Source organism: Streptomyces sp. NPDC047869 (assembly GCF_040704065.1).
Classification (GTDB): domain Bacteria; phylum Actinomycetota; class Actinomycetes; order Streptomycetales; family Streptomycetaceae; genus Streptomyces.
This window is the reverse complement of record NZ_JBEYRK010000001.1, coordinates 391,273-403,374: the sequence shown is the minus strand read 5'-3', so window position 1 is coordinate 403,374 and position 12,102 is coordinate 391,273. Positions and strand designations below refer to the sequence as shown.

Sequence of the window (12,102 nt, the reverse complement as noted above, 5' to 3'; positions counted from 1 at the left end):
CGGGCAGCACGAGGTCCGAGAGACCTTGGGCATCCGCCCAGGCTACGGCCTGGAGGGGGACCTGACGACCCGGTACCCACGTCCCTGAACAGCGCGAGACCCCCGGCCGAGCCCGGCCGGGGGTCTGTCCGTGTCGACTGATGCGTACGCAAGTCGCCCTGATGTCGAAACGTCTGCGTTCTCAGTACTGCGGAGGCTTCAGCAGTTCAGTGGGTCCGTGGACTGAAGGCCCGGGTCCGTCTCCGCTTCCGTCTCGGTGAGGGGGCTGTGCCGGCAACTGGGGGACTTTCCGTGGGCCTCGGCCCGGATCCGCTGCTTCATCGTGGGGGGCAGGGCCCTGGCATGGGACCGGGTCCAGAGATTCGCCATGGGGCTCGTCGGGACGATCCGCTGCGCGACGCTGTCCTGCGGCGTCTCGGTCCGGGGTGCGGCCGCCGCTGCGGTGGCGGTGGTCGCGGTGACGAGTCCGAGCGCCGTGAACAGCGCGAGGAAGGCGGTGACGATGGCGGTCCACAGCTGCACGACCTTGTTGTTCCCGGTCATGGCCCCTCACTTTCAGGTTGGGCGTTTTGCGTACTTTCCTCATGATGTGTATGAGCGTCGCGATGTGGTGGACCTGAAGCCGTGGCGCGTCGATGTTCTGATCAACACCACTCGGATGGACGTAATAGCCTCGGAAATCTCCAGGAACCGGGCGAGGTCCAGCGAAACGCCAGCAAAGTGACGGCGCGTGGGGGTGTGATCACCCTCCGGCCACGGCGGTGCCGGCCTGGTCTATCGCGCGTCCGGGGGCGGGAGTTGGGGCCCGACGCAGATCACCGATCGATATCGGCCGGTGTGTATAGTCGGGCGCCAGAGGTCCCCTACGTCAAGGAAAGACGAGGTCGCGCGGTGAAGAAGCTGCTCCTGGTCGCACTGGCCGCCATCGGCGGGCTCCTCGTGTACCGCCAGATCCAGGCGGATCGCGCCGAGCAGGACCTGTGGACGGAGGCGACCGACTCCGTGCCCACGGGTTCCTGAGTACCGATTCGGAATCTGATCAGACCCCGGCCGCCTTGCGGTCGGGGTTTTGTGTTGTCCGGGTGGACGCGGGCCTCGGCGGCCCTCAGGTTCCTCTTCTTCGGCCATCCGGTCCTCTTGTCCGATTGTCCGGTGGTCCTATGGCTCGTGTTGCGGGTTCGTGAGCCGTGGTGTACGCCTCGCCGGACGGGCCGGAGGCACGGGAGCCGCCGGCACCGCAGACTCGGACGGCCGTACGGATTCCCCGGATGGCGCAGGGGTGCCCGGGGCAGGATGAGCCACGGCCGGATGCGCGGCGCGGAACGAGAGGGAGCGGCACGTGCGGGGGCGAGGGCGTAGGACGTGGTGGCGGGGCGACGGACGGCCGATGGGCCCCGCGGCCCGGACGGGCATCGTGACGGCCGCACTGTGCGCCGTGGCCGCGCTGCCGGGCGGGTTCGCGGCGGCGGCCGGGGCCCAGGACCCGTACGCCTTCGACCCGGCGGGCCGGGCCGTCACGGGAGCCACCGGCACCGCCGGCGCGCCGCGGCTGGGGCCGGGCCGTACCTACCGCGACTCCCTTCCGGGGAGCGGCTCGCTCACCTACCGCCTCGACCTCACCGCCGCCGAGTCGGCGTACGCCCCGGTCACCGCCGTCCCCCCGGCGGGCACCACCGGCAACGCCACCGACGGCATCCGCGTGTCCCTGGAGGACGCGCGCGGCACCCGCTGCTCCACCGCCTCGGCGCTCTTCGGCGCGGGCCTCAGCGCCCGCCCCGTGACCGCCCTGGGACAACGGCAGACCGGGCGCTCACTGTGCCAGGGAGCCGGAACCTACTACCTGCGCGTCGAACGCCTGAGCGCCGGCGGCTCCGCGGACGACACGGCGTCCCCGGCACCGCGCTGGGACCTGGAGATCGCACCCGTCACCGAACCCGGCCTCGCCGCCGCCGGGCCCACCACCGCTCCCCCGGGCCAGGACTCCGCCTCCCCCGAGCCCCTCACCGGCGCCCCCCGCGACCGCACCGGCGGCGCCGGATTCACCTCCGCCCGCCCGCTGGGCCAGGGCGTCTGGCGGACCGGCATCACACCCGGCGCCACCCTCTTCTACAAGGTCCCGGTCGACTGGGGCCGCCGGATGCACGCCGTCGCCGAACTCGACGCCTCCACGAGCGGCCACGGCTATGTCGGCGGCGCCCTCAACCTCTCGCTGTACAGCCCCGTGCGCGGATACGTCGACGGCGCCTCCCTCGGCTACACCGGCACCCGCAGGTCCACGGCCCTCGATCCGCTGCCGCCCGTGGAGTACGCCAACCGGTACGCCGTCCTCACCGGGCAGAACACGGTGCGCTTCGCCGGCGACTACTACCTGGTGATGCACCTCAGCGAGAAGATGGCCGACACCTTCGGGACAGGGCCGTTCCACGTGACGCTCCGGGTGTGGGTCGGCGGACAGGCGCACCCCGGGCCGCGGTACGCCGGGCGACCGGAACCGGGGGACGTCTTCACGGTCACCGAACAGGACCGCCAGGCCGCGGCGACCGGCGACACCGGGGGCGGCGGCATCGCGATGAAGGCCCTCGCGGCCGGCGGCATCGGCACCGGGACCGCGCTGCTGCTGGTGCTGGGCGGGTGGGCCCTGGCGGCCCGGCGGGCTCAGACGCGGGCCAGCGCCCAGAACCCCACGGCGTAGCAGGCCAGCGCCAGCAGCAGGATCGGGATCGCGGCCTTCGCCGGAGGCCCGGGACGCCGGATCGCCCGGCGGGCCCGGCGGCCGCGCCCCGACGCGCGCCTGGCCGGTGAACCGGCGGGAGGCACGGCTGTGGCACCGGCCGGCCGGCCGAGTGGGGGGACGCGCGGGTCCTGGGCGGTGTACGCGGCGGTGGAGGCATCGGCGCGCGGCCGCGTCCACGGGAGCGGGGGCACGGAGGCCGCCGGGACCGCCGGGGCCTCCGGGGCCGCAGGGGTCTCCGGGGCCACAGGGGTCTCCGGCGCGGGGTGCCGCCCGGCGTAGAACCCGGGGGAGGGCTCAGGACGGTGTGCCGGGGTGTGCGGGGCGCGGGCGGCGGGCTTGGTGACGGGCGTCGGCGCCTGCCCGGCCGGATGCCCGTCGTGCCGGGGCGCCGGGGGCGCCGCCTGCTCCGCATACCGGGCGTACGGCTGCGGGCTCGGCGTCGGCTGCGGGGGCGGAAGGTGGAAGCTGCCGGTGTCCGACATCGAGCCGGTGACGGAGTGTTCCGCTCCGGCACTCCCCGTGCCGACACCATCGGCACCGGTACGGGTGTCCGTGGCCGCGGGCGCTTGCCGGCCTCGTACCCCGGAGGCCGGTTTCAGCGGACCCTCGGGCCCGAACCCGGACGGCAAAGGCCCCAGTTGATCGAATATCTCGATCAACTCGTCGTCCACACCCGGCTCGGGGAGAAGCTCCACGGCGGAGGCGAGCGCCTTGCGCGCTCCCGTGGCCGTGCGGAAACGGGCCGCCGGATCGGGCTGGAGCAGAGTGGCGACGATCTGCCAGACCGGCTCCGGAACTCCCCTGGGCGCACCGGGCGTTCCATGCTCCGCGAAGTACCGCACCAGCGCCTTGGCATCCGGCTTGGCACCCTCGAGCAGATACAGGGCGACCAGCCCCACCGCGAACAGATCGGCGGGGAAGTCCGGTTCGGAGCCAAGCAGTTGCTCGGGCGCCAGATAACCCGGCGTACCCACCACGAGATTGGTCTCCGTCAGGCGGGGCTCACCGAACCGCATGGCGATGCCGAAGTCGGACAGCCGCAGCCGCGGCCGGCCGGTTCCGGTCGCCTCGAGCAACACGTTGGCGGGCTTGATGTCGCGGTGCACGACGCCTTCCGCGTGCACCGCGGCGAGCCCCGACAGAAGCTGGTCCAGCAGGGTGCACACGAAGGCCGGCGGAAGCGGGCCGTAGTCACCGACAAGATGGACCAGCGAGCCGCCCCCGACCAGATCCATGGTGAACAGGACCTTGTCGTCGTCGGCCGCCCAGCTGGCCGGAGCGAGGACATGCGGATGATCGATACGCAGGGCCTGCTCGCGTACGAAGCGCAGCAGTGAGTGGGCGTCGCTCTGCTGGAGCACCTTGGCGGCCACATAGCGCCGGCGCCGGTGGTCCCAGGCACGCCAGACGGCACCCACACCGCCACGCCCGATGGGGTCGGCCAGTTCGTACCGGCCGGCGAAGACCTCACCCACAGTCCGCCGCTCCTCCCCCCAGTCCCCTCGACGAAAGGCACCACCCCGGCCCCCACCGGGAAACGGTCATTCCCGCACCCCCCGAAACACACCCCTGGCCCGGTCCCGGACCCCCTCCGAGGACCGGGCCGTGGGATCAGTTCTGGTGGGACTGGTAGTGCGCGACCGCGTCGGAAGTGCGGCCCGCCCCGTAGACCCGGAGGAACTCTGCCAGCTCGGGGTGGGTCCGGGCGAGGCTGTCGGCGGCCTCGATTATGTCGCCGGCGGCGGCCACCGAGCGCAGCAGCGACTGGATCTCCCGCACCACGCGCTTCACCGTCGGCGCACCGGAACTGTTCGTCGTATGCGTGGTGTTGCTCAGCACCGAACCCCCCTGGGACTTCTTGATCACGTCCATCCGCTCGGTAGCCTCGGCCGCGCTGACGCTGCCGTCCGCGACCTGGGCCGCCAGCTCCTGCAGCAGCTGCACCCGCTGGACCACGGCGGGATTGCCGATCTTCGCGCGCTGGCCGCTCATCAGCTGCGACAGCATCGGAGCCGACAGCCCCAGCACCGCCGCGAGCCGGGCCTGGTTGAGCCCGAGATCGTCGATGAGCTTACGGAACAGCGCCCCCAACGGCTCTCCGTACCAGTTCCGCTGCAGCTCCCGCGCTCTCGCGGTGGCTTCCTGCTGTGCGGCGTCCATTGCGTCTCCCCATCGCTTCCCCTGAAACCGCGGTTCGCTGTAGCGAACCACGTCGAGCATCTTACGGAGAGTGGTCATTCGCCGGGACCCCCAATCTTTTTGCGGGATACGGGGGGTGACCCGGTACTCTGGTCCCCGGCGCCCGCCCGGGACGTGGTTCCTCCGGCCGGACGCTTCCTTTCCGGGGCCTTAGCTCAGTTGGTAGAGCGCCGTCTTTGCATGGCGGATGTCAGGGGTTCGACTCCCCTAGGCTCCACCTGGAAAAGCCCTCCGAACTGCGAGAACGCAGCTACGGAGGGCTTCTTCGTCGGCTTCTTCGGCCGTTTCACGTGAAACGGACGAGGGGCGGACGACCATCGCGTCGTCCGCCCCACATCCGTGGCCAGGAGGGTGAGATACCCCGGCCTCAATCCTTGTCGTCGCGGTCGGCGGCCTCGTCCTGGGCCTGCTTCGCCTGGACCTCGGGATCCAGAACCGCCGAGCCACTGCCGTCCACCGAGCCCAGGCCCGACTCCGGCACCTCGGTCGCGGCGGGCGGTTCCACCAGCCAGTCGGGGTTGGCCTGCTTGTCCCACCACTTCCAGGCCGCGAACGCACCCCCCGCCACCAGGCCGACCAGCGCCAGCACCTTCATGGCACGGCCGGCCCTGTGACGGCGCTCGTTCTTGCGCGCGAGCTTCCGGATCTCCTCGGCCGTGACCTGGCCGCGCAGCGCGGCCAGCGCGGCGGCACCCCGCGTGGCGGCCTCGTCGGCCACCGGCGCGGCCGCGGCCACTGCCTGCTCGATCCTCGGACGTGAGTACTCGGCCGCCTGCCGGGCAGCTTTACGGGTGCGGACGGCGGCCTCGTGTGCGGCCATGTCCACCTTCGGCGGCACATGCGCACGGGCCTGCTCCAGACGTGGGGCGAGCCGGGCGTCGTACTGCTCGCGGGCCTGTTCGGCGGCCTGCGACACCACGGGCGCCAGCCGTACGCGTGCCTCTTGCGCGTAATACGCGGCACGCTCCTTGGCCGTGTCGGCGTAGGGCGCCACCACTTCCGCGGCGTGCAGCACGCTGTCCTTCGCCGAGCCGGTCGCGGCGCGCACGCTTTCAATGCGGGTCACGGGTTCCTCCTCCTCGGTGGCGTACGGTAATTCGACTTTCCACCCTTTTACGGATCATGCCTCCCGGGAGCCGGTGCGGCATGCGAGGGCGGGCATATGGGTGCAACAAGGGCTTGTCGACGACACTGCCACGAATCGCCGCCGCGCGCTCCCTCTCCGCGGAACTCGCCACGGCCGGGCGCCGCCCGACCCCGACCGTGCGAGGATCGGGGGGTTACCCGAGGACAACGGAAGGCACACCGTGGCCGAGCAGCTCTACGCCACCCTGAAGACCAACCACGGCGACATCGAGGTACGGCTGTTCCCGAACCACGCGCCGAAGACCGTCAGGAACTTCGTCGAACTCGCACAGGGCGAGCGTGAGTGGACGCACCCGGGCACCGGCACCGTGAGCACCGACCGGCTCTACGACGGCACGGTCTTCCACCGGGTGATCAGCGGCTTCATGATCCAGGGCGGCGACCCGCTGGGCAGCGGCATCGGCGGCCCCGGCTACGAGTTCGAGGACGAGTTCCACCCGGACCTCTCCTTCAACAAGCCCTACCTGCTCGCCATGGCCAACGCCGGCCCGGGCACCAACGGCTCGCAGTTCTTCATCACCGTCTCCCCGACGACCTGGCTGAACCGTAAGCACACCATCTTCGGCGAGGTCAGCGGCCCGGCCGGCCAGAAGGTGGTGGACGCCATCGCCGCCGTGCCCACCACCAAGCCGAACGACCGGCCCGTCAACGACGTCGTCATCGAGTCGGTCGTCGTCGAGATGCGCGAAAGCTGAGCGCGGGCGCGCTCACGCCCCCCCGAGCCGTCGCAGGGAACCAAACGCCCCGCTCGTCCGTAAGGAAGAGCGGGGCGGGGTAGTGCCCGGGGGAAGGCCCACGATCAGCAAGGGGTGCTCATGGACCACGCCGCAGACCGCACGCACGACGCCCGGAGCGTGCCCGTGTGCTACCGGCACCCGGACCGCGAGACCGGCGTGCACTGCACCCGCTGCGAGCGCCCCATCTGCCCCGAGTGCATGGTCAGCGCCTCGGTCGGCTTCCAGTGCCCCGAATGCGTCCGCTCGGGCACCGGCCACTCTCCCGCCGCCTCCCGCCCGCGCACCGTCGCGGGGGGCACGGTGACGGCGGACCCCCGATTGGTCACCAAGATCCTCATCGGGATCAACCTGGCGCTCTACCTCGTCCAGATGGCGGTGGGGGACAGCTTCACCGACCGTTTCGACCTGGTCGCCCGTGTCCAGTTCGCCCCGTTCGGCGCCCTCGAGGGGGTGGCCGAAGGACAGTACTACCGCCTGCTGACCTCGATGTTCCTGCACGGCGGCTATGTGCACATCCTGTTCAACATGCTCAGCCTGTGGTGGATCGGCGGCCCCCTGGAGGCCGCCCTCGGCCGCGCCCGGTACCTGGCCCTGTACTTCGTCTCGGGCCTGGCCGGAAGCGCGCTCAGCTATCTCATCGCCGCTCCCAACCAGCCCTCGCTCGGTGCCTCGGGCGCGATCTTCGGGCTCTTCGGGGCCACGGCGGTGCTGATGCGCCGGCTCAACTACGACATGCGCCCGGTCATCGCCCTGCTGGTGATCAACCTGATCATCACCTTCGGCTGGGGCGGCATCGCCTGGCAGGCCCACATCGGCGGCCTGGTCGCCGGTGTCGTCACCGGGTACGCCATGGTGCACGCCCCGCGTGAGCGGCGGTCGCTGATCCAGTACGGCACGTGTGCGCTCGTACTGGCCGTGGTGGTGGTTCTCGTGCTGGTCAGAACCGCTCAGCTCACCTGACGTCGAACCGTTGTCCACAGTGTGTGGCGAATCTTGTGCATACTGTGCGGCCACAGCTGCGCCCCCTGCCGCTCGGATGTATTTCCGCAGGTGGGGCAGGGGGCGAACGGTTGTCCGGGGACCGGTAGGGCAGTCACACCGGCGTCAACGGCCGATGAGTTATCCACAGATCGTAGTCTTTTCCCCAGGGAGGGTGTGGACGACGCCGGATTCTGTGGATAACTCAGTGAACAGCCCTGGGCAGAGCCGGCCTGGAGCAGGCTACTTCCACTGCGTGGAGACACCGAAACCGGCGGCGATGAAGCCGAAACCGACCACGATGTTCCAGTTGTCCAGGCTGTCGATCGGCAGCGAGCCGTCCGTGACGTAGAAGACGACGATCCATGCCAGGCCGATGAGGAACATGGCCAGCATGACCGGCGCGACCCAGGCGCGGTTGGTGAGCTTGATGGCCTGCCCCTGCTTCGCGGGCGGGGGCGTGTAGTCGGCCTTCTTGCGGATACGTGACTTCGGCACGAGGGTCTCTCCTGTCGATGCGCTGCGTGGCCGCGCAGGTAACTGGGTCGGTCCGGGGCAGCGTACAAGGGGACACTTAGCGCTCCCCCGGGCGTCCGTTAGCGTAGTGCTTCCGCGGCGCCGAAGGAGATAAGGGTACGTTGAGCAATTCTGCCGACTCCCCCGGGACGGGATCAACGGGTTCCGGCCCCGTTCGTTCGTTGCGCCTGCGTCCGGCGCGGGTTCTCACGGTGGCCGTGTTCGCGCTGGCCGGCCTGATCTTCTTCACCAGCTTCAACACGGCCAAGGGCACCGACATCCGGCAGGACGCCTCCCTGCTCAAGCTGTCCGACCTGATCCAGGAGCGCAGCCACAAGAACAAGCAGCTGGACGAGTCCAACGCGGCCCTGCGGGGCAACGTGGAGTCGCTCGCCGAGGGTGACGACGGCAGCACCAGGGCGCAGGACGAGAAGCTGAGCGGCCTGGAGAGGAGCGCGGGCACCCAGCAGGTCAAGGGCAGCGGGATCACCGTCACCCTCAACGACGCCCCGCCGAACGCCACCGCCAAGCTCCCCGGCTACCCCGAGCCGCAGCCCGACTACCTGGTCATCCACCAGCAGGACCTGCAGGCCGTGGTGAACGCGCTGTGGCAGGGCGGGGCCAAGGGCATCAAGGTCATGGACCAGCGGCTGATCTCCACCAGCGCGGTGCGCTGTGTCGGCAACACCCTGATCCTCCAGGGCCGTGTCTACTCACCGCCGTACAAGATCACCGCGGTGGGCGACCCGGAGCGGCTGCAGCAGTCGCTCGCCGCGAGCAAGGCGATCCAGACGTACATGGTGTACGTCAACGTCTACGGTCTCGGCTGGAAGGTCACGGAGGACGGGACGGTGACGCTGCCGGGCTACTCGGGCACCGTGGATCTGCACTACGCGAAGCCGGTGCAGTCGCCACCCATTGGCGGGCCGCCGGGGCGCGGCCCCCGCCAAACCGTCACGGCCGGCGTTGAGGTGATCGGCCCCCGGTCACGTACGTCCGGGTACACGCGTCCGGACGGGTCCCCCGCACTGACCACGCAGCCCGCCGAGTCAGGCCAACCAGGGGCTCCACGCCGTTAGTCTGGTGCCGTACGGCGTGGGTTACCGGTGCCGTGGCGAGACGGGAAGGGACGGCATGTACGGCTGGATCTGGCGGCATCTGCCGGGGAACGTGTGGGTGAGGGCGCTGGTCTCGCTCGTCCTGGTCGTGGCCGTGGTCTATGTCCTCTTCCAGTACGTCTTCCCCTGGGCCGAACCGCTGCTGCCCTTCAACGATGTGACGGTGGACAACCAGTGAGCGCGCGGATTCTCGTCGTCGACAACTACGACAGCTTCGTCTTCAACCTGGTCCAGTACCTGTACCAGCTGGGTGCCGAGTGCGAGGTGCTGCGCAACGACGAGGTCTCGACGGCGCACGCTCAGGACGGCTTCGACGGCGTGCTGCTCTCGCCGGGACCGGGCACCCCGGAGCAGGCGGGCGTGTGCGTGGACATGGTCCGGCACTGCGCGGCGACCGGTGTCCCCGTCTTCGGGGTGTGCCTGGGCATGCAGTCGATGCAGGTGGCGTACGGCGGAGTGGTGGACCGGGCGCCGGAGCTGCTGCACGGCAAGACCTCACTGGTCGAGCACGGGGGCCGGGGCGTCTTCGCCGGGCTGCCCTCGCCGTTCACGGCGACCCGCTACCACTCGCTGGCGGCGGAGCCCGCGACCGTCCCGGACGAGCTGGAGGTCACGGCCCGTACCCACGACGGCATCATCATGGGTCTGCGGCACCGTGAACTCCCGGTGGAGGGTGTGCAGTTCCATCCCGAGTCGGTGCTGACCGAGCACGGGCACCGGATGCTGGCCAACTGGCTGGTGGAGTGCGGCGACGAGGGCGCGGTGGCGAGGTCGGCGGGGCTCGCCCCGGTGGTGGGCAGGGCCACGGCGTGACCGCGCTGCGCCCGGAGCGCGAGACCGATGCCTCGTACGGGGATCAGTCGTACGAGGCTTCCGGCGCGCTTGGGGACTGGCACGTGACGGGGCCGGCGCCGGGGGAGCCGTACCGGGCCGCCCTGGACGACGAGACGATGGCGCTGCGGCTCCCCGATCCGGCGCACGGCCCCGAGAGCGGGTCTGCGCGCGTCTCAGGAGCCTCTTCCGCCTCTTCGGCCTCTGGACCCCCGGAGGGGGGCCGGGCGGCCCGCAGGAAGGCCGCCAAGCGGCGCGGTGGGCGGCACGGCGGAGCGCACCGGGAGGCCGCGGCCCCGGCGGACGCGGCGGGCGGCCGGCCGCTGTCCCGTGTGGAGGCCCGGCGGCAGGCGCGGCTGCGCAAGCCGGGACCGGGTGTCATCGCGAGCCGGGCGATCGGCGAGGTGTTCATCACCACCGGTGTGCTGATGCTGCTGTTCGTCACCTACCAGCTGTGGTGGACGAACGTCCGCGCGCACGCGCAGGCGGGCAGCGAGACGCACCAGCTGCAGGACGACTGGGCGAGCGGGAAGCGGGCCCCGGGGGTGTTCGAGCCGGGGCAGGGCTTCGCGATACTCCACATCCCCAAGCTGGACGTGGTGGCGCCGATCGCCGAGGGCGTCAGCAACAAGACGGTGCTCGACAAGGGAATGGTCGGGCACTACGGCGAGGCTCCGCTGAAGACGGCGATGCCGGACGCGAAGACGGGCAACTTCGGCCTGGCGGCGCACCGCAACACGCATGGTGAGCCGTTCCGGTACATCAACAGGCTGACGCCGGGTGACCCGGTCGTGGTTGAGACGCAGGACGAGTACTTCGTGTACAAGGTGACCTCGACGCTGCCGGTGACCCCGCCGTCCAACACCAGCGTCCTGAACCCGGTGCCCAAGGGCTCGGGGTTCACCGGGCCGGGCCGCTACATCACTCTCACCACCTGTACGCCGGAGTTCACCAGCAAGTACCGGCTGATCGTCTGGGGCAAGATGATCGAGGAACGCCCGCGCAGCAAGGGCAAGCCGGACGCGCTCATCGAGTAGGGGCAACAAGACTGTGGCAGCGACCGCCGACGAGACCGAAGACCACACGGACGCGTCCGGCGCGACGCCCGTCCCGGGCCGCCGCGGCCCCGGCGGGGTCGCGCTGGCGGTCAGCTTCTTCGGTGAACTGCTCATCACCGCGGGCGTGGTGATGGGACTGTTCGTCGTCTACTCCCTGTGGTGGACGAACGTCATAGCGGACCGCAAGGCGGACCGGCAGGCCGACCGGGTTCGCGACCACTGGGCCCAGTCCACCGACACGGGTCCCGGCGCGCTGGACACCAAGGACGGCATCGGCTTCCTGCACGTCCCTGCGATGCGCAACGGGGCGGTGCTGGTGGAGAAGGGCACTGAGGAGGACATCCTCAACGACGGTGTGGCCGGCTACTACACGGACCCCGTCAAGGCCGCGCTGCCCACCACCGGGAAGAAGGGCAACTTCACCCTCGCCGCCCACCGGGACGGCCACGGCGCGAAGTTCCACAACATCGACAAGCTGAAGGACGGCGACCCGATCGTCTTCGAGACGAAGGACGACTGGTACGTCTACAAGGTCTACTCGATCCTCCCGGAGACCTCGAAGTACAACGTCGAGGTCCTCTCCCGGATCCCCGAGGAATCCGGCAGGAAGAAGCCGGGCCACTACATCACCCTGACGACCTGCACCCCCGTCTACACCTCCCGCTACCGGTACGTGGTGTGGGGCGAACTGGTCCGCGTGGACAAGGTCGACAGCAAGCGGACGCCGCCGGCGGAGCTGCGTTGACGGTTCCCGCAGCCCGGACGGGCTGAGAACGAGTGGGCCC

13 protein-coding genes, 1 tRNA gene and 1 pseudogene are annotated in these 12,102 nt (G+C 70.6%); 10 read left to right on the top strand and 5 right to left on the bottom strand.

Going from position 1 to position 12,102, the window contains the following annotated elements; genetic code table 11:
- Positions 1-198 precede the first annotated feature (198 nt).
- Positions 199-543, bottom strand: a complete 345-nt coding sequence (locus tag AB0924_RS01870) for a DUF6344 domain-containing protein (RefSeq protein WP_358929622.1) — start codon at positions 541-543, stop codon at positions 199-201.
- Between the two features lie 348 nt (positions 544-891).
- Between AB0924_RS01870 and AB0924_RS01865 the strand changes: the two genes are divergently transcribed.
- Positions 892-1,020 carry a DLW-39 family protein gene (locus AB0924_RS01865; protein ID WP_003999697.1) on the top strand — a complete coding sequence of 43 codons (129 nt, stop codon included), beginning with the start codon at positions 892-894 and terminating at the stop codon, positions 1,018-1,020.
- Positions 1,021-1,414: 394 nt separating this feature from the next.
- Positions 1,415-2,692: a hypothetical protein gene (locus AB0924_RS01860; protein WP_366910429.1), complete on the top strand. Its 1,278-nt coding sequence runs from the start codon at positions 1,415-1,417 to the stop codon at positions 2,690-2,692.
- Here the strand turns inward: AB0924_RS01860 and AB0924_RS01855 are convergent.
- Positions 2,656-4,209 (bottom strand): protein kinase, encoded by a 1,554-nt coding sequence (locus tag AB0924_RS01855; protein ID WP_366910428.1) that lies wholly within the window; start codon positions 4,207-4,209, stop codon positions 2,656-2,658. The genes AB0924_RS01860 and AB0924_RS01855 overlap by 37 nt on opposite strands.
- A gap of 136 nt (positions 4,210-4,345) precedes the next feature.
- Positions 4,346-4,894 (bottom strand): DNA-binding protein, encoded by a 549-nt coding sequence (locus AB0924_RS01850; RefSeq protein ID WP_358929616.1) that lies wholly within the window; start codon positions 4,892-4,894, stop codon positions 4,346-4,348.
- 183 nt (positions 4,895-5,077) lie between these two features.
- On the opposite strand from AB0924_RS01850, the gene AB0924_RS01845 reads away from it, so the two are divergent.
- Positions 5,078-5,150: transfer RNA gene (locus tag AB0924_RS01845), tRNA-Ala, on the top strand.
- Between the two features lie 150 nt (positions 5,151-5,300).
- Here the strand turns inward: AB0924_RS01845 and AB0924_RS01840 are convergent.
- Positions 5,301-5,999, bottom strand: coding sequence for a DUF5324 family protein (locus tag AB0924_RS01840; RefSeq protein ID WP_358929614.1), 699 nt, complete (start codon positions 5,997-5,999; stop codon positions 5,301-5,303).
- A gap of 241 nt (positions 6,000-6,240) precedes the next feature.
- On the opposite strand from AB0924_RS01840, the gene AB0924_RS01835 reads away from it, so the two are divergent.
- Together AB0924_RS01835 and AB0924_RS01830 are read left to right on the top strand one after the other, a co-directional pair.
- Positions 6,241-6,774 carry a peptidylprolyl isomerase gene (locus AB0924_RS01835; RefSeq protein WP_358929612.1) on the top strand — a complete coding sequence of 178 codons (534 nt, stop codon included), beginning with the start codon at positions 6,241-6,243 and terminating at the stop codon, positions 6,772-6,774.
- A gap of 120 nt (positions 6,775-6,894) precedes the next feature.
- Positions 6,895-7,776, top strand: a complete 882-nt coding sequence (locus AB0924_RS01830) for a rhomboid family intramembrane serine protease (RefSeq protein WP_358929610.1) — start codon at positions 6,895-6,897, stop codon at positions 7,774-7,776.
- A gap of 261 nt (positions 7,777-8,037) precedes the next feature.
- On the opposite strand, the gene crgA is transcribed toward AB0924_RS01830, so the two are convergent.
- On the bottom strand, positions 8,038-8,292 hold the full coding sequence (gene crgA, locus AB0924_RS01825; protein ID WP_143630171.1) for a cell division protein CrgA: 255 nt from the start codon (positions 8,290-8,292) through the stop codon (positions 8,038-8,040).
- 140 nt (positions 8,293-8,432) lie between these two features.
- Here crgA and AB0924_RS01820 point away from each other — a divergent pair.
- The 5 genes and pseudogenes from AB0924_RS01820 to AB0924_RS01800 all read left to right on the top strand — a co-directional run.
- Positions 8,433-9,218: pseudogene (locus AB0924_RS01820) on the top strand (DUF881 domain-containing protein); the annotation flags it as partial.
- A 226-nt stretch (positions 9,219-9,444) separates the two neighbouring features.
- Entirely contained in the window at positions 9,445-9,606 is a 162-nt protein-coding gene (locus AB0924_RS01815) for a hypothetical protein (RefSeq protein WP_358929605.1), read from the top strand.
- Positions 9,603-10,241: an aminodeoxychorismate/anthranilate synthase component II gene (locus tag AB0924_RS01810; protein WP_358929603.1), complete on the top strand. Its 639-nt coding sequence runs from the start codon at positions 9,603-9,605 to the stop codon at positions 10,239-10,241. The genes AB0924_RS01815 and AB0924_RS01810 overlap by 4 nt, the downstream gene beginning before the upstream one ends.
- Positions 10,238-11,296, top strand: a complete 1,059-nt coding sequence (locus AB0924_RS01805) for a class E sortase (RefSeq protein ID WP_366910427.1) — start codon at positions 10,238-10,240, stop codon at positions 11,294-11,296. The genes AB0924_RS01810 and AB0924_RS01805 overlap by 4 nt, the downstream gene beginning before the upstream one ends.
- A gap of 13 nt (positions 11,297-11,309) precedes the next feature.
- Positions 11,310-12,062 (top strand): class E sortase, encoded by a 753-nt coding sequence (locus AB0924_RS01800; RefSeq protein ID WP_358929599.1) that lies wholly within the window; start codon positions 11,310-11,312, stop codon positions 12,060-12,062.
- Positions 12,063-12,102 lie beyond the last annotated feature (40 nt).